The following is a 17,072-nucleotide window of genomic DNA, read 5'->3' as shown; positions in this document are numbered from 1 at the left end:
TACACAGATCATAAATAAGAATGATGTATCATGATAAATAACAAAAAAATTGCTGTTATATTACCTGCGTATAATGCTGCCTTGACTTTACAAAAAACTTTTGATGAAATTCCTCATGATATTGTCGATGATATTATTCTAACTGATGATGCCAGTAAAGACAAAACCGTTGAAATAGCCCATCAGCTGAATATCCATACGATTATCCACCAGACCAATAAAGGATATGGCGCCAATCAAAAAACTTGCTACAAAGCTGCTTTGGACAGAGGTGCAGATATTATTATTATGCTACACCCCGACTATCAATATAGTCCAAAACTATTAAGCGCCATGGTTTGTATGTTAGTTTCTGGTCATTATGATGGTGTAATTGCCTCTCGTATTCTGGGGAAAGGAGCTTTGGCTGGCGGTATGCCGCTTTATAAATATATTGCCAACAGAGGATTAACCTTTGTTCAAAATATTTTGTTAAATTATAAACTGTCAGAATATCATACCGGATACAGAGGATGGACAAAAGAAGTATTAGAATCTCTTCCGCTAGAAACATATTCCGATGATTTCATCTTTGACAACCAGATGATGGCCCAAGCAATTTATCACGATTTTCGCATAGGCGAAATCTCTTGCCCAACTAAGTATTTTAAAGAAGCGTCGTCAATTAATTTTAAGCGTAGCATGATTTATGGTTTAGGTGTGTTAAAAACTTCAGTTGAGTACCGTCTAAGTAAATTGGGATTAGTTTCAAACAAACGACAAAAAAACAAACACTGATGTCTAAAAACAGCTTTACAAAAACAATTGGCTTATTAACTTTCCTTTTGGTCATTCTTGTTATGATAGGTGGAGGTATAATAATGAGCCATTATGCTGACACTTTTAATCATCTAATAGAATTTTATAAGAATATTCAACAGACTTCTTCAATTCAGGGTCTTATTCTTAGTGAATTTGTCCAAATTATAATAGCACTTTGTGGAGTTTTACCCGCATCGAGCGCGGCTATTGGCTCAGGGATGTTATATGGTATTTGGAAAGGTTTTATTTTATCCGCTGTTGCTACGTTAATCGGTGCTTTTATTTCTTTTTATCTCAGCCGTTCAATCTTTAGATTACATATTGAAAAAATGCTAAAGCGATCTGTTAGAATGAAAAAACTAGACCATTTACTGCATTTAGAAGGATGGAAATTAGTGTGCTTATTACGTATATCACCCATTATGCCATTTGCATTAACAAGCTATGCATTAGGGTTAACTTCTATTTCATTACGTTCATATTTGTTAGGTACCTTGGCATCTCTTCCTGCTTTACTTGGATATGTTGTGATGGGACATATTGCCAATACTGAGATCAGCTCTTTACAAACGCAGCATATTGCCTCTATTAAACATCTTTTACTTGCAGTTGCGTTTATTGGAACAGGTATACTTGTTTGGCATTTAGGGAAAATTATGAATAAAATTTTTAAACTTCCTGCCTCTCCTAAACAAAACTAAGCTCTTTCTCTTTATTAACAGTGAAAGCTCCATATTTTGTCTATCAAAATATTAAAACAACGCAATAACCAGACAATTTTATTACTGTTTTTATATGTTTTTTTTCTATTTATACGTGCTCCTGATATTTTAATACAGGGTCGCTTTTGGGCAGAGGAAGGAAATATATTTTATGTAAACGCATATAATATGAATCCTCTACATGCTTTATTTGTGGTCTACGGTGGATATATCAATCTTGGTGCCAGTGGTGCGACTTTAATCGCTCGGCTTTTACATATCCCCCTTGAATATGCTCCTTATGTCACGACTTTTACAGGGCTATTTTTTCAAATACTACCAATTTACCTGTTATTAACCGCTAAAGATGAATGGTTAGGTTCCTTTCATATTCGTTTATTAGCAACTTTGTTACTTTTATTCGTCCCCGAATCTTCAGAAATTTCATTACAAAGTTTACATATCCAATTCCATCTGACACTTGCATGTGCGTTTATTGCTATTTTAAAAACGGACGCTCAATATCAGCGTTGGTTTAAACTAATGTTGCTTTTTTTCGCGCCTATATGTGGTTTATTACCGATTATTTTGCTCCCAATTTATCTTATTCAATTCATAAACGACAAAAATTATCAACGAATAGAACAATTCTTTGCGTTATTCTTGGGTAGTCTCATCCAGCTTGGTTTTTATCTTTATAACATCAAAATCAATATTGATATTAATAGTACAACAATAGCACGCCAAGGGCATTTTTCTTTTACTGATTTGTGCAGCGTTATTTATGTTCGAGATTTGGTCTTTCCATTTTTAGGACATCGATATGATGTTATTATTAAAGTAATTGTCAAAATATATTATGAACTACAAGCGCACCATCTTTTTATTCCCATATTGATTATCATAGGATTATCTTTAATCATTGTGTTGATTTGCACGATTAAATACTCCAAAATACGCAGTTTGTTAGTCATTTATATAACAACATGCTTGGTTATCTTCTTTGTTGTTTATGGTGTCATCGGCAAAACCATTCTTTTTGCTCATCCTTACTATCTCAGTAATTTTGAAACATCGATGATCATTATGGCAGATGTTTTTCATCATCTAGAAATCAATCAAGTATCAATTAGGTCTTGTGTTATCACGTGTATATTCTTGGGTGGTGTTTCAAGTATTTTTATTCTATACCCATCCACACGTAAAGCTTTTATCCTCTATATTACTGCTTTATTAACTTTATCTTTGGCTGTTTATGGGGTTATTGGGGGAACTATTCAACTTGTTAATCCATATTTTACAGAAAGATACACGTTTTTAAGTCAAGCATTATTTGTAATCATGATCCTTTACTTTTCCATTAGCTTACCAAAAACAGGAAAAATTATTACTAAGATTGTTATTCTTTGGTTACTTATCGTGGGGAGTTTCAATTTTTTTCAGTTATTGCCAGAAGCCAAAGATGGTGGTGGACATATATGGAAACAAGAGTTACAAAAGTGGAAACAAAATTCCGATTATCGTCCTAAAATATGGAGCAGCGGTTGGTATATAGTTGTCCCCGAACAATTTTCAAACTCAATATTTGCGCCTAAAAAGTAATTAATAGTTTAGTAATGACAATGATAAAAGAATATTTCAAACAGCAAAATGTTCAGACCTTTGCGTTATTGTTATTTGTTGCACTTATTCACTTAACACGTTCCCCAGAAGTATTGATGAATAGTCGCTTTTGGGCTGAAGAAAAGATTTTCTTTGAAAATGCTTGGGTGATGCCTCCTTTAAAAGCATTATTTTTTTCTTACGGTGGATATTTAAATCTTCCTGTTAATGCTGCGACTTTAATCGCGCGATGGTGTGTGCCTTTGATATATGCACCTTACGTTACAATGGGTATCGGGGTATTGTTTCAACTATTACCCACTTATTTACTCCTCACAGCGAGGGATAAATGGCTTTCATCTTTTAAGATCCGCTTACTACTTGCACTCTTATTGCTTTTTGTACCTGAATCTTTGGAAATATCTTTACAAAGCCTGCATATTCAATTTCAACTTACATTAGCTGCTGCTATTATCTTGATCCTAGATACCGACTCAAGACATCAACGATATTTTAAAATAAATATTTTATTATTAACAACACTTTCAGGAGTGATGAGTATCACTCTTCTCCCGTTATATTTATTACGTTGTTTATTGGACAAAGAGCTTCTGAGGTTCGAACAATTTATTATATTATTAATTGGAAATTTGATTCAATTTTCTTGTTTTTATGAATCATTTCATGATCGAAAATATTATTTTTCGATGACTGATTTTCTCAGTATTTTTTTTGCAAAAGATTTATATATTCCTTTTCTTGGAAATAATTCCTTATCCAATTCTTATTTACTGTACCTTCAATCGCTTATTAAAGCACAACAAATTCCTATCTTTGCATGCAGCGTTAGTATTTTTGTTCTACTCACAATTGTTTATTGTTTTTATAAATACCCAAATACCAGACTTGCAAGTTATTTACTAGGTTATAATTTGTTAAATTTAGCTCTTGCGACTTTTGGTGCAATTGGACCAAGCTACTGGTTTTTTGAACCTTACTTTAATCAGCGTTATGCTTTTATCAATCAATCATTAATGTGTGTCTTGCTGACATATTTTATTTATACCCTGCCGAAAAAAGGTCGATATATATGTGGTCTATTGAGTGTTTGGTTGTTAATTATTAATTATCACAATTATTATTATTTTGTTTCTCATTCCTATGGAGTTACCCCCTGGCGAGAACAAGTTAAACTATGGAAACAAACCCCTAATATTAAGATTGAAATATGGCCCAAAGGTTGGTTTGTAAAGCTACCTATAACGCATTAGCTTAGCCATGAGCATTTGGTCAAAATCATAAATTATTTACGAACACCGTTATATTCAAAAGAATTAAATAATTCTACAAATAATGACATTGCCCCCAGATTATAATTAACGTAGTATCTAGCCCACTTATTCACTGAGGTTCATTATGTCCACACCTATTTTACTACTCCAAGATGTTTCTTTTACCCTTGGTGGAAAACCATTAATTGATAACGCAAGCTTCAGCCTCTCTGCTGGAGAACGTGTTTGTTTGGTTGGTCGCAATGGGTCTGGTAAATCAACCTTGTTAAAGATTACTACTGGGCAACAGCACGCAGATTCAGGTAATATCTTTTTACAACCTGGCACGTCCGTGCAATATTTATCACAAGAACCTGATCTTTCAGAATATAATACAACATTTGACTATGTTTGTTCTGTGTTACCTGACCATGAAGATCATTATCGTGCGCGGATTTTGTTAGATGCGCTCGGGTTAAATGGAACTGAAAATCCTAAAAATTTATCTGGTGGGGAAGCTCGTCGTTGTGCATTGGCCAAAGCATTGGCTCCCAAGCCTGATTTGTTATTATTGGATGAGCCAACAAACCATTTAGACCTCCCTGCAATTGAATGGTTAGAAGCTGAGTTAAAATCGCTTTCCTCTGCTATGATTATCATCAGCCATGATCGACGGTTTTTAGAAAATATGGCCAATGGTATTATTTGGTTAGACCGGGGGCAAACTCGACAATTAGAACAAAAATTCTCTCAGTTTGAACAATGGAAAGAAGAATTCTTTGAACAAGAAGCCGTTGAACAGCATAAACTCAATCGCCAAATTGTCAGAGAAGAACATTGGGTGCGCTATGGTGTAACCGCTCGACGGAAACGCAATGTGCGCCGTATGGCAGAGCTTGCAGATTTACGCAAAAAACGCCAAGACATTATTAAAAACCCATCCATGACCTCCTTGCAAGCCAGTCAGGCGGATATTTCTGGCAAATTAGTCGTCGTGGCAGAGCAAATTAATAAATCTTATGGTGACCAAGTTATTGTAAAAAACCTTGATTTACGGGTATTACGTGGAGACCGTTTAGGAATTGTTGGCCCTAATGGGGCTGGAAAAACAACGCTTTTGCGTCTTTTGACAGGCTTAGAAACCCCTGATAGTGGTGAAATTAAAATCGGGGTTAATTTAGAAGTCAATACACTAGACCAACAACGTAGATTATTAGACCCTAATAAAACGCTGGCTGATACGATGACGGACGGCAGTGGCGATTATGTGCAAATTGGCGATGAAAAACGCCATGTCGTTGGATATATGAAGGAATTTATGTTCAACCCAGAACAAGCCAAGACCCCTGTTCATGCTTTATCTGGCGGAGAAAAAGCTCGATTATTGTTGGCCTGCGCGTTGGCAAGACCTTCGAATGTATTGATCCTTGACGAACCGACGAATGATTTAGATTTAGAAACCCTTGACTTATTACAAGAGCTCCTCGCCTCTTATCCAGGCACGGTTCTTGTCGTCAGCCATGATCGTGATTTCTTAGACCGTGTCGCGACTTCGACCTTGATAGCTAGTGGGAACGGAGAATGGTTGGAATATGCTGGTGGCTATTCAGATATGATGGCTTTGCGCAAGCAAAATCAAAAAGAAGCTGACATTGCTAAAAAAGCAGCCTCTAAAACTGATGGTTCCGCTAAACCTGCCAAGAGTAAGACGCAAAAACTTTCTTATAAAGATCAATATGAGCTGGATCATTTACCAGAGAAAATTGAGAAACTAGGTGCGCAAATTGCATTATTAAATGAAAAACTTGCTGATCCTGTTCTTTATGAAAAAGACTCACAATCTTTTCATAAATTTACAGAACAACTTACTAAAGCCCATCAAGAACACCATCAAATGGAAGAGCGTTGGTTGGAGTTAGAAATGTTACAAGAAGAATTGAAGCAAAGTTAGTCTGATTTAAAAACGCCTTTAAATCGAAAAGCAATCTTCTCATTGAATATATATGATTATTCGTATATACATATATCAATATTAAAGGATATATCAATGAACCAAACAGATTTCTTCAAATGCCTTTCTGACCCTACCCGTTTGCAAATCATAAAAATGGTAATCAGCAAGAATAATATTTGCGTTTGCGAATTCACAGAACAACTTGCTTTTAGCCAGCCAAAGATTTCTCGTCATCTAGCATTACTGCGAACTCATGCGATCTTGCTGGATCGACGCCAAGGTCAATGGGTATATTATCGTTTAAATCCAGACCTTCCCATTTGGGCAAAAGAAATTTTAACCACTCTTTCGCAACATCCCATAGTATAAAAAGCAATATGTCTAAATCAAAACTCTCTTTTTTAGATCGCAACCTAACGCTATGGATTTTTATAGCCATGGCGATCGGTATTATAATTGGAAATTTTATTCCACAAATTCCACATTTTTTAAACCAATCCAGCGTTCATAATGTCAATATTCCAATTGCTATCGGATTAATTTTAATGATGTATCCCCCGCTGGCTAAAATCAATTACGCAACCCTACCCAAAATATTTAAAGATAAACGAACACTAACTTTATCTTTAATTTTAAATTGGATCATTGCACCGTGTTTAATGTTTGTGTTGGCAATTATATTTTTACGTTATAATTATGAATATATGACAGGATTAATCCTGATCGGGTTGGCCAGATGTATTGCGATGGTATTAGTCTGGAATGATTTAGCAAAAGGAGATAATCAATATGTCGCAGCCTTGGTTGCTTTTAATAGTATTTTCCAAATTCTATTTTTCAGCACATATGCATGGTTCTTTTTAACTTACCTTCCTCCATTTTTTGGGATCAAAGCAAAAGTTATATATATTGATTTTTGGTTACTAACCCATTCTGTATTGATTTATCTGGGTATTCCCTTTTTATTAGGCTTTTTAACTAGAATCATCTTAATCCATATAAAAGATGCAAATTGGTATCAAGATCAATTCTTACCAAAAATCGGCCCTATTAGCCTGATTGCACTGTTATTAACAATTATTGTAATGTTTTCCCTTAAAGGCAAAGATATCGTTCATTTACCTTTGGATGTCATTAAAATTGCTGTTCCTATGATTATTTATTTTGTGCTGATGTTTATGATTAGCTTTTTTATCAGCAAAAGGATGGGCAATACATATCCCATTACAACCTCAATTTCCTTTACCGCAGCAGGGAATAATTTCGAACTTGCTTTGGCTATTGCAATTGCAACCTTTGGGATTAACTCACCCGTTGCTTTTACAACCGTCATTGGCCCTTTGGTCGAAGTACCAGTTTTGATTTTATTAGTAAATGTTGCGTTAAGCCTTAACCGCAAATATTTTGAGAAAGAATAATCCGCATGGCTCTTCCAAATATTCATATAGAACAAATTGAAAAACCTTCTTTTGACAAAGTGCAAGCTAAAAACTTAACCCATCCACCACGTTTTTTATTACTTTATGGTTCTAACCGTGAGAAATCTTATAGTCGGTTGGCAGTGCAAGAAGCAGGCCGAATTCTAGAATATTTTGGTGGTAAGGTAAAAATATTTCATCCCAAAGGATTGCCTTTGCCCGAAAACGCAGACAATACTCATCCAAAAGTCAAAGAACTTTATAAATTATTAGCATGGTCAGAGAGCATGGTATGGTGTTCTCCCGAGCGTCATGGCTCGATGAGCTCTATTTTAAAAGCTCAAATTGATTGGATCCCATTAGCTGCTGGAGCTATTCGAAATACTCAAGGCAAGACCTTGGCATTAATGCAAGTCTGTGGTGGATCACAATCCTTTAATACCGTGAATCAAATGCGTATTTTAGGACGATGGATGAGGATGATTACTATTCCTAATCAATCCTCTGTTCCCAAAGCTTTTTTAGAATTTGATGAGCAAGACCGTATGAAACCATCTCCTTATTATGATCGTATCGTCGATGTGATGGAAGAGCTATATAAATTCACATTACTAACCAGGGGACAAAGTAATTATTTAACTAACCGCTATTCTGAACGCATCGAAAGTGCAGAAGAATTGTCAAAACGGGTTAATCAGAAAGAAATATAGTTCATCAACCTATCTTTCAAATGGAAAGGTTGATTTCTTCCATTTAAAATCAAAAACTCATCTTCTTCGAGCTTAACAACCCTGATGCTTGCATTCTTTCTCTTGATTCCTTAACACTACTAATCACTGCCAAAGCGGCTTCCAACGCATTTCGTCCAGCCACAGCATCGACAATCACAGGTGCGCCATCAAGGCAAGAAGCTGCAAAGGCTGCGTGTTCTTGTTCCAGGTTATCATGATCTTTCCATTTGACGGCTTCGCGTCTGAACCCATTGGTGCCAGGCAGAGGCAAACCTTTTTCTCGACCGATCATCACGAGTTGTTTTTCCATAAAATCTGCCGATAAATATCCTTCTTCCGAGAAAATCCGCATTTTACGCTCTGTTTTCAAAGAAATCCGACTGGCAGCAATCGTGGCAACGCAACCATTAACAAAAGTCACCCTTGCATTGGCGATATCTTCAAATTCCGAAGTCACCGCAGCCCCTAACGCATCAACTTTATCAATCGGAGAATTCACAATCGCCATCACCAAATCCAAATCATGGATCATCAAATCAAGAACCACAGAAACATCAACCCCTCGAGGTTTAAATGGTGCTATGCGTGTCGTTTCAATATAAAGTGGGCGTTTAATTCGTTCCGTAATGGCTTTTTGTTCAGCAGAATAACGCAGCAAATGACCCACTTGCAAAACAACATTTTTTTCTTTGGAAAGCTCGATCAAATGATCTGCCTGCTCTAGGGTCGAAGCAATCGGTTTCTCAATCAAGACATGCTTACCCACTTGAATGGCTTGAACCGCCAACCTGTAATGCTCCTCAGCTGGGGCAGCAATAATCAACGCATCACATTGATCCAATAATTCGTCCAAAGGCATATAAGGCACATTTCCAGCCTCTTTGCCAACACGCTCGGCATTCTCAATAATCGGATCATAAATCCCAATCAACTCTTCACGTTTAGACGCAGCCGCCTTTAACGCATGAAATCGTCCAAAATATCCTGCCCCTGCAATTCCTACTCGTAACATTGTTTTTTCTTTCATGCTGAAATCTTTTTTTCAAATGTATTTTACTGTAATTATTAATAATTGTTTAAAATCATGATGGCATACCATAAACACAATAAAAATATTTTTCTTTGGTTTCTAGGTCTATTTTAGTTTCCTTTGAAAAGTATTAATTCTAATTTATTACTTGATGCCTGATTTCACACTATAGATAGCTAAAATTATTCACAGTAAATTATCATTATATATTTATTACAATTGATCTCTCAAAGGCATAGCCACACAGCCTTCAAACTGATGTAGATATAGAAATTACTGACAACATATTTTTAATTCATTATATTTTTTTTGCTTATGATAGTGTAAATGAGTAACAAATTTATATTATTCTATTTTATACTGTTCAATTTTGTTTTATATAGCTTGTATCTTATTAAATTTTAGCTGTTTACTAAAACACTATTACACACCATGCGTCATAACGACATCGTCGTTAAGCGTTTTCATCAACCATTTTTAGTCCATTATGGTCTATAAATAAGGATTTAGTCGTTACTGCGATGATGTATTACAGCCGCAAGAAGCTAGCCCTGGTTATTCTTACCTGTTTTATTGGGCTATTATTATGTTTACCGAATTTTATGTCTGCTCCCTCACCCAAAATTCCGTGGCGTCAAGTCCATCTTGGGTTGGATTTACGGGGTGGTTCTTATTTATTAATGCAAATTGATTTGAATGCGCTTACCAAAAATCGACTGCAAACACTCAGCGATAATATACGCCAAACTCTGATCTCCAAAGATTTGGGGTATAAAGATATTCACAGCTCTGACAAAGATCATACGATCAGCTTTACTTTGCGCAGCTCTTCTGAAAAAGACGCTGTGTTAAAAGCATTAAATGCAATGCCCAAAGCGGTTATTAATGAATTTAGCATCAGTGCTGCGCCGAATGATCAAATTACGCTGACCCTTTCCGGAGACGCGATGAAACAACGTGGCAGCGATGCCATTGCACAATCGATTGAGATTGTCAGAAAACGTATTGATGCAACAGGAGCTGTTGATCCTTCGATTACGCGTCAAGGCGAAGATCGTATTGTTGTTCAGCTTCCTGGTGTTGATGATCCTGATCGTATTAAAAAACTATTGGGTACAACGGCCAAAATGACATTTCATCTGTTGGATGAAAATGCAACCAACCCTGACTTCCCTCCACCTGGTGTAACCTTTATGCCAATGATGGAAGATCCATCCAGAAAACTGCCTATTCGTGACCATGTTGAAGTTGATGGCTCAGAGCTTACCAATGCCAGTGCGGGAATGGATCAACAAAGTGGCGAATATGCAGTTAACTTTCAATTTGATACCGCTGGTGCCCAAGCTTTTGCCAATGTAACCAAAAACAATATTGGTAAACCTTTTGCGATTGTGTTGGATAATCAAGTCATTACAGCCCCCGTCATCAGAGGCGTTATTCCTGGTGGTAGTGGCCAAATCACTGGTGGCTTTACAGTACAAAAAGCCACTGACCTTGCATTAATGCTACGTTCTGGGGCTTTGCCAGCACCATTGAAAATCATCGAAGAACGTACAATTGGGGCTTCTTTGGGTGAAGACGCAATCCGTGCTGGCGCGATCAGCCTTGCTGTTGGTTTTGCTTTGGTTATCGTCTTTATGCTTGTTTTTTATGGTCGTTTTGGATTTTATGCAGACGTTGCGTTATTTGCTAACCTTATTTTAATGACAGCTATTTTGTCTTTGTTCGAAGCAACATTGACCTTGCCAGGTATGGCGGGGATGTTATTGACCCTTGGTATGGCTGTTGATGCGAACATCTTAATTAATGAACGTATCAGAGAAGAAGTTCGTAACGGAAGAACCCCCTTGAATGCTTTACAAGCAGGGTTTGACAGAGCGTTAAGCACCATTATTGATAGTAATGTGACCGCATTTTTATCTCACGTAATGCTCTTTATTTTTGGTACAGGACCGGTTCGTGGTTTTGCATTGACCATTACCATTGGTATTGTGACCACAATCTTTACGACTTTATGTTTGTCTTGGATGTTGATTATCCGCTGGTATGCGGTTACTCGTCCCAAAGAATTACCAGTTTGAAAGAAAGAACATGCTAGGACGTCCTTTATTACATTTAGTCCCCAATGGCACTAAAATTAACTTTATGCGTGGGCGCTTTATTGGGTTAATTACTTCTGCGGTTCTCTCTATTGCGTCTTTGATCCTCTTTTTTCACCCAGGTTTAACGCTTGGGCTGGATTTTCGCGGCGGTATCGTTGTTGAAGCCCAAACTCAAGGCCCTGCTGATTTTGCAAAAATCAGGATGGAGTTAAATCAAGCTCATATTTCTGCTGCTGGCTTGCAACAATTTGGGGCTAAGAACAGCGTGTTGATTCGTTTGGATGCACCCAAAGAAAACAATACCGAAGCGACACAAACCTTGATTAATCAAGTAAAACAAGCGGTAACCTCTGCACAAGATGGCACAAAAATTGTTCGTGCTGATGCAGTTGGAGCCTCTGTTTCTTCGGAATTATTTCGACATGGTTTGCTGGCATTGGGTTTCAGCTTGCTGATGATTATGCTCTATATTTGGTTTAGATTCGAATGGGAGTTCGCCGTCAGTGCGATTATTACCCTTGTATTAGACCTTACCAAAGCAATTGGTTTTCTAGTCATTACTCATTTTGAATTTGATTTGGTAATGGTTGCTGCGCTTTTAACGATTTTAGGATATTCCACTAACGATAAAGTCGTTGTTTATGATCGTGTCAGAGAAAATTTACGCAAATATCATTCTATGCCCATTCGTGAGTTGATTGATATGTCAATCAATGAAACGCTGAGCCGAACCTTGGCGACATCCTCAACCGTATTTTTGGCTGCATTACCTCTTGCGCTTTTTGGTGGGGCTTCATTGTCAGGTTTTGCTTGGGTAATGTTATTTGGTATTGTAGTGGGGACATCCTCTTCAATATTTATCGCTGCACCATTATTGTTATTTATGGAAGAAGGCAGCCTAAGAAGACGTTCAAAGAAAAATTCATAACAAATTAAGTTAAACAAAAAAAGTAGCTTATTTATTTTAAGCTACTTTTTTTATCAATAGCGCTATGCCTTATTAACTGTAAGAAAAGCAATAATTTGTTTCATTAAATATTGAGCCTGCTCTAAATTAGTCTTATTTGGACTGTTAAGCGCCTTAATTACCGATAGTTTAGCCTGTTGATCTAATTGAAACAACGCATTAAATTGATCTTTTGTTACCGATGGGTTTTGTAAATATCCCATACACATTCCGTGAACAAATAAATAATTTTTTGCAACTGAACGCAATGTTGGTTCATCAAGGGAATTGCTTGCTCTATCCATTTGACATCCCACAGATGGGAACAACAAAAGAGCAATAATCAACAAATGCTTAATTCTTTTCATTCATTAAAACTTTGCATATCGTTTATAGGTAATTTTATTTAACGATTATTTTTACTTTGTGCAACCAAAGCATCTCTGATCTCACCCAACAAAACCTCTTCATTTGATGGTTTCTTAGGTGCTTCTGCTTCTTTCTTTTTAGAGCTTACATAAAATTTATTCAAAATTCGTACGAACCAAAAAACTGCAAAACCAACGATAATAAATTGAATAACAGCGTTTAAAAATACACCTACATTTAAGGTAACAGCACCAATTTTTTGTGCTTCTGCCAAAGTTTGAACATGTTGCCCTTTTAACGTAAAAAATAAGTTACTAAAATCGATACCTCCAATAATTAAACCAATTACTGGGTTTAAAATATCTTTGACTAAACTATTGACTATTCCAGTAAAAGCAGCACCAACAATAATACCGACAGCTAAATCAATCACATTTCCACGCATAATAAACGCTTGAAAATCCAATAACCATTTGGGGGTTCTAGATTTACTTGAAATTGGTTCGTCACTCATAATTTTATTCCTTTATTTCTATATAAAAACCATATCAGATAAACAATATTCTTATATATATGTATTGCCAATAATAAAAAAAAAGTAAAAATTAAAAAAGATTATATTGAATGGATTGATTTCAATTTATAAAAAGTTTATAAGGTAACCTGTTTCTCCGTCAACGAACGGAGTTTTTATAGTCTGTTTAAGAGAAAATCATGAAAGCCGATATTCACCCAGAGTATCACGAAATTACTGTTGTCATGACAGATGGTACTGAATTTAAAACTCGCTCTTGCTATGGTAAAAGCGGTGATACCTTACGTCTTGATATTGATCCAAAGTCTCATCCAGCTTGGACTGGTGTGCAACGTATCAATGATTCTCGTGGTCAAGTTGCTAAATTTAATAAACGTTTTGCTGGTATTGGTCAAAAAAAGAGCTAATAGGTTCTTCTTTGATGATTATTATCAAAAGGTTTTTTTAGAGTTAAGAAGAGTCTCCCTTTTCTTAACTCTAATTTTATTTGCTTTTACCATGATAATTATTATATAAATTAGGGTGTATATATCTTGTTTTATATAATAATTATCTAATTATACCTTTAAATTATTCCATAGGACGATTATGACTTTACCTCTTATGCCAAAAGCAACTGCAGTATGGTTAATTGAAAAAACTGCATTAACCTTTACCCAAATTGCAGATTTTTGCGGTATGCACCCTTTGGAAGTGCAAGCAATCGCTGATGGTGAAGTTGCACAAAGTATAATTGGTTACGATCCAGTATCTAATGGGCAATTAACACAAGAAGAAATTTCTCGATGCGAAGCAGATTCTTCTCGCAAGCTACGCTTGTCTTCATCAAGAATGCAAATCGTCAGACGCTCTAAAGGGGCGCGATACACCCCTATTTCCAAACGGAATGATCGTCCTGATGCAATTGCATTTATTCTTCGTAATTACCCTCAACTACTCGATCAACAAATTGCAAAATTGCTGGGAACAACCAAAGATACAATCGCTAAAGTCAGAGACAAACAACATTGGAATTCTCCTAATATTAAACCTCGTGATCCTGTAATTCTAGGCTTATGTAGCCAAATGGATCTAAATGCTGCGATTGCCGAGGGCAATGAACGATTTGCTAAAGAAGGTATTGAAACGCCTGTTGTTCCAGCTGCTGAATCGTTAGAAGATGCTTTTGCTGCACCGCCCTCTTCTTCTAAGCAAGAACCAGAATATGATATAAATCAAATCTTTGCAGGATATTCAGATAAAGCTGAATCTTCAGAACAAGAGTAGAATATGTCCATATCTGAACAGAACGCGCCACTTATTGGTATCATTATGGGCAGCCAATCTGACTGGGAGGTTATGAGTAACGCGGTTACATTTCTTCGAGAACTTAACATTCCTCACGAAGTTAATATTGTTTCTGCTCATCGCACCCCCGATCGTTTAAGAGAATATTCAATAAGCGCAGCATCAAAAGGCATCAAAGTCATTATCGCTGGAGCTGGCGGTGCTGCACATTTGCCTGGAATGACTGCTGCTTGGACACATCTCCCCGTATTAGGTGTTCCCATGCAAACCCATGCCTTAAGTGGTAAGGACAGCTTGCTCTCTATTGTTCAAATGCCCGCGGGTATTCCAGTCGGAACATTAGCTATTGGTAAAGCTGGGGCCATTAATGCAGCGATTATGGCGACATCTATTCTTGCATTATCTAATTCAGATATCGAGCAACGCTTGATAGAATGGCGCACCAATCAAACAGAATCTGTTACGTTAACACCCGTATAATCACGACATTTATTTATAAAGAGGTTTTCAATGCTTTCTCCTAATTCTACCATTGGTATAGTTGGCGGAGGGCAGCTAGGACGTATGTCAGCTGTTGCTGCGTCTCGACTTGGTTTTAAAACCCATATCTTGTCAGACATTCCCGATCCACCCGCTGGGCAAGTGGCTTCACATACCACAATTGGTGCTTATGATGATCCACAAATATTGGAATCCTTTGCTAACGCAGTTGATGTCATTACCTTTGAGTTCGAAAATATAGACGCTAAAGGGATCGACCTTTTGTCATCTATACGCCTTGTTCATCCCTCTGGCCATATTTTACGGATTAGCCAAGATCGTATCTTAGAAAAATCATTTCTAAACGATCATGATATCCCTACTACGAAATGGTTGAAAATTGAACAACCAAGTGATGGAGAAAAAGCAGGGGCAAAGTTCGGTTATCCTTTTATTCTAAAAACCACTCGCCTTGGATATGATGGCAAAGGTCAAGCCGTTATACATAACCCAGATGAATTTGAAGCAGCCTTTCACACTTTAAAACCTCATCCCTTAATTGCTGAGAAAAAAGTAGATTTTGCTTGTGAAGTCAGCGTCATGGTTGTGCGTAATATTCATGGTGTCGTGCAGACATTTGATGTCGCTGAAAATCAGCATAAGAATAGTATTCTAGATTTGACTCTCATTCCTGCACGTATTCAACCTGATCTCAGACAGCAAGTGCAAGAGTTGGCTATACACCTTGCTAATGCATTAGAGTTGATTGGTATTCTTGGAGTTGAATTATTTATAGATCGTGACGGAAAAATTCTGGTTAATGAAATTGCGCCAAGACCTCATAATTCTGGCCATTGGACAATGAATGCTTGCCCTATCGACCAATTTGAAATGCATATTCGTGCCGTAACAGGTCTTCCGTTACCCCCAGCAATCAGACATTCTGATGCAGTGATGAAAAACCTTATCGGTCCAGAAGATATGGCGCTTTGGCCTAAAATCATGGCAACGCCAGGTCTTATCGGTCATTTATATGGCAAAGAGATTGCCAAACCAGGTCGTAAAATGGGGCATGTCAATATTCTCTTTCCTTATAACAGCTTACCTGGCGAGTTTGGGATTCGAGCTATGTTGCAGGATTTATATTCGAAGGAGTAATCAAGCTATTTTCTTCGAAAGAAAAATAGCAGCCATTTCCGATAATTAAATGATCTACAACCTTAATATCAACGACCTTTAATGCATGCACAACCATCTCGGTTAATTTAATATCGACTTCAGATGGTTTTGCAACACCGGTAGGATGATTATGAACCATGATTATCTGTGATGCGTTACATTGCAGCGCACTTTTAGTAACCTCTCTAATATACAAAGACGTCGTATTTACCGTTCCAATGCCTTGTAAACTTTCTTGGAGAACCACTCCTTTGTGATCTAAGAAATATATATAAAAACATTCTGTTTGCTTACGGGATAAATGTGCAATTAGATAATTGATTAACATTTTCTTGTTTTCTAAAATATCACAATTATAAATTTTTCCCTTTAATAAACGTATACAAACTTCGCGAAATAACTTGATGTTTGCGGATTCTTTTTCAGAAAGCTCTAACCCATTTTGCAATTCGTCTTTGCTGGCCAGTAACATTGCAGGCAACGAACCAAAGCGCGACAAAATAGAATTTGGCCAGTCCGGTACGTTTTTGTTAACACGGATCCATCTTGACAATTCTTCCAACAATTCTTTATCAGAAAAAGCATATTTTTCTTTTGATTTTATTTTATGTTCACTTTTAATATAAAATGGGTTTTCGTTACGGGTCACACGTTGTATCCAAATGA

Annotated in this window: 17 protein-coding genes and 1 pseudogene; 14 read left to right on the top strand and 4 right to left on the bottom strand. The window is 36.7% G+C overall.

Annotated features, from left to right (window positions below):
* Positions 1-30: 30 nt before the first annotated feature.
* The 8 genes from PQG52_RS07870 to arsH all read left to right on the top strand — a co-directional run bounded on the left by PQG52_RS07870 (position 31) and on the right by arsH (position 8,457).
* Positions 31-777, top strand: coding sequence for a glycosyltransferase family 2 protein (locus PQG52_RS07870; RefSeq protein ID WP_271801260.1), 747 nt, complete (start codon positions 31-33; stop codon positions 775-777).
* Positions 778-860: 83 nt separating this feature from the next.
* Positions 861-1,502, top strand: coding sequence for a TVP38/TMEM64 family protein (locus PQG52_RS07865; RefSeq protein WP_271828875.1), 642 nt, complete (start codon positions 861-863; stop codon positions 1,500-1,502).
* A 36-nt stretch (positions 1,503-1,538) separates the two neighbouring features.
* A complete protein-coding gene (locus tag PQG52_RS07860; protein WP_271828873.1) occupies positions 1,539-3,104 on the top strand; it encodes a hypothetical protein in 1,566 nt (521 codons plus the stop codon).
* Positions 3,105-3,118: 14 nt separating this feature from the next.
* Positions 3,119-4,375: a hypothetical protein gene (locus tag PQG52_RS07855; protein ID WP_271828872.1), complete on the top strand. Its 1,257-nt coding sequence runs from the start codon at positions 3,119-3,121 to the stop codon at positions 4,373-4,375.
* Between the two features lie 142 nt (positions 4,376-4,517).
* On the top strand, positions 4,518-6,326 hold the full coding sequence (locus PQG52_RS07850) for an ABC-F family ATP-binding cassette domain-containing protein (protein WP_271801439.1): 1,809 nt from the start codon (positions 4,518-4,520) through the stop codon (positions 6,324-6,326).
* 96 nt (positions 6,327-6,422) lie between these two features.
* Complete coding sequence (locus PQG52_RS07845) at positions 6,423-6,698, top strand: metalloregulator ArsR/SmtB family transcription factor (protein WP_271788607.1); 276 nt, start codon at positions 6,423-6,425, stop codon at positions 6,696-6,698.
* A gap of 8 nt (positions 6,699-6,706) precedes the next feature.
* Complete coding sequence (arsB, locus tag PQG52_RS07840) at positions 6,707-7,747, top strand: ACR3 family arsenite efflux transporter (protein ID WP_271788606.1); 1,041 nt, start codon at positions 6,707-6,709, stop codon at positions 7,745-7,747.
* Positions 7,744-8,457, top strand: coding sequence for an arsenical resistance protein ArsH (gene arsH, locus PQG52_RS07835; protein WP_456304912.1), 714 nt, complete (start codon positions 7,744-7,746; stop codon positions 8,455-8,457). Before arsB ends, arsH begins: the two co-directional genes overlap by 4 nt.
* Positions 8,458-8,506: 49 nt before the next feature.
* On the opposite strand, the gene PQG52_RS07830 is transcribed toward arsH, so the two are convergent.
* Positions 8,507-9,505 carry a Gfo/Idh/MocA family protein gene (locus PQG52_RS07830; protein WP_271788604.1) on the bottom strand — a complete coding sequence of 333 codons (999 nt, stop codon included), beginning with the start codon at positions 9,503-9,505 and terminating at the stop codon, positions 8,507-8,509.
* A 524-nt stretch (positions 9,506-10,029) separates the two neighbouring features.
* Between PQG52_RS07830 and secD the strand changes: the two genes are divergently transcribed.
* Positions 10,030-11,589 carry a protein translocase subunit SecD gene (secD, locus tag PQG52_RS07825; protein ID WP_456304937.1) on the top strand — a complete coding sequence of 520 codons (1,560 nt, stop codon included), beginning with the start codon at positions 10,030-10,032 and terminating at the stop codon, positions 11,587-11,589.
* Positions 11,590-11,599: 10 nt separating this feature from the next.
* Complete coding sequence (gene secF / locus PQG52_RS07820) at positions 11,600-12,538, top strand: protein translocase subunit SecF (protein WP_271801254.1); 939 nt, start codon at positions 11,600-11,602, stop codon at positions 12,536-12,538.
* A gap of 62 nt (positions 12,539-12,600) precedes the next feature.
* Here secF and PQG52_RS07815 read toward each other — a convergent pair whose 3' ends face one another.
* Together PQG52_RS07815 and mscL are read right to left on the bottom strand one after the other, a co-directional pair.
* On the bottom strand, positions 12,601-12,924 hold the full coding sequence (locus PQG52_RS07815) for a hypothetical protein (RefSeq protein WP_271788602.1): 324 nt from the start codon (positions 12,922-12,924) through the stop codon (positions 12,601-12,603).
* Between the two features lie 38 nt (positions 12,925-12,962).
* Positions 12,963-13,439: a large-conductance mechanosensitive channel protein MscL gene (gene mscL, locus PQG52_RS07810; protein ID WP_271788601.1), complete on the bottom strand. Its 477-nt coding sequence runs from the start codon at positions 13,437-13,439 to the stop codon at positions 12,963-12,965.
* 200 nt (positions 13,440-13,639) lie between these two features.
* Between mscL and rpmE the strand changes: the two genes are divergently transcribed.
* From rpmE to PQG52_RS07790, 4 genes and pseudogenes are all read left to right on the top strand, one after another.
* Entirely contained in the window at positions 13,640-13,867 is a 228-nt protein-coding gene (gene rpmE, locus PQG52_RS07805; RefSeq protein WP_271788600.1) for a 50S ribosomal protein L31, read from the top strand.
* 181 nt (positions 13,868-14,048) lie between these two features.
* A pseudogene (locus PQG52_RS07800) lies at positions 14,049-14,621 on the top strand (DUF1013 domain-containing protein); the annotation flags it as partial.
* Between the two features lie 108 nt (positions 14,622-14,729).
* Positions 14,730-15,227 carry a 5-(carboxyamino)imidazole ribonucleotide mutase gene (gene purE / locus PQG52_RS07795; RefSeq protein WP_271828870.1) on the top strand — a complete coding sequence of 166 codons (498 nt, stop codon included), beginning with the start codon at positions 14,730-14,732 and terminating at the stop codon, positions 15,225-15,227.
* 30 nt (positions 15,228-15,257) lie between these two features.
* On the top strand, positions 15,258-16,385 hold the full coding sequence (locus PQG52_RS07790) for a 5-(carboxyamino)imidazole ribonucleotide synthase (RefSeq protein WP_271828867.1): 1,128 nt from the start codon (positions 15,258-15,260) through the stop codon (positions 16,383-16,385).
* Here PQG52_RS07790 and PQG52_RS07785 read toward each other — a convergent pair.
* Positions 16,354-17,055, bottom strand: a complete 702-nt coding sequence (locus PQG52_RS07785) for a JAB domain-containing protein (RefSeq protein ID WP_271828865.1) — start codon at positions 17,053-17,055, stop codon at positions 16,354-16,356. The two genes, PQG52_RS07790 and PQG52_RS07785, sit on opposite strands and share 32 nt — an antisense overlap.
* Positions 17,056-17,072 lie beyond the last annotated feature (17 nt).

The sequence above is a fragment of the Commensalibacter communis genome (assembly GCF_947179105.1).
In the GTDB taxonomy this organism is placed as follows: domain Bacteria; phylum Pseudomonadota; class Alphaproteobacteria; order Acetobacterales; family Acetobacteraceae; genus Commensalibacter; species Commensalibacter communis.
This window is presented reverse-complemented; position numbering and strand designations above follow the sequence as displayed.

Excerpts from the sequence above, each read along its gene's own strand:
- PQG52_RS07870 (WP_271801260.1), top strand. The coding sequence starts at position 31 with ATGATAAATAACAAAAAAATTGCTGTTATATTACCTGCGTATAATGCT.
- PQG52_RS07865 (WP_271828875.1), top strand. The coding sequence starts at position 861 with ATGAGCCATTATGCTGACACTTTTAATCATCTAATAGAATTTTATAAG.
- PQG52_RS07855 (WP_271828872.1), top strand. The coding sequence starts at position 3,119 with ATGACAATGATAAAAGAATATTTCAAACAGCAAAATGTTCAGACCTTT.
- PQG52_RS07845 (WP_271788607.1), top strand. The coding sequence starts at position 6,423 with ATGAACCAAACAGATTTCTTCAAATGCCTTTCTGACCCTACCCGTTTG.
- arsB (WP_271788606.1), top strand. The coding sequence starts at position 6,707 with ATGTCTAAATCAAAACTCTCTTTTTTAGATCGCAACCTAACGCTATGG.
- PQG52_RS07830 (WP_271788604.1), bottom strand. The coding sequence starts at position 9,505 with ATGAAAGAAAAAACAATGTTACGAGTAGGAATTGCAGGGGCAGGATAT.
- secD (WP_456304937.1), top strand. The coding sequence starts at position 10,030 with ATGATGTATTACAGCCGCAAGAAGCTAGCCCTGGTTATTCTTACCTGT.
- secF (WP_271801254.1), top strand. The coding sequence starts at position 11,600 with ATGCTAGGACGTCCTTTATTACATTTAGTCCCCAATGGCACTAAAATT.
- PQG52_RS07815 (WP_271788602.1), bottom strand. The coding sequence starts at position 12,924 with ATGAAAAGAATTAAGCATTTGTTGATTATTGCTCTTTTGTTGTTCCCA.
- mscL (WP_271788601.1), bottom strand. The coding sequence starts at position 13,439 with ATGAGTGACGAACCAATTTCAAGTAAATCTAGAACCCCCAAATGGTTA.
- rpmE (WP_271788600.1), top strand. The coding sequence starts at position 13,640 with ATGAAAGCCGATATTCACCCAGAGTATCACGAAATTACTGTTGTCATG.
- purE (WP_271828870.1), top strand. The coding sequence starts at position 14,730 with ATGTCCATATCTGAACAGAACGCGCCACTTATTGGTATCATTATGGGC.
- PQG52_RS07790 (WP_271828867.1), top strand. The coding sequence starts at position 15,258 with ATGCTTTCTCCTAATTCTACCATTGGTATAGTTGGCGGAGGGCAGCTA.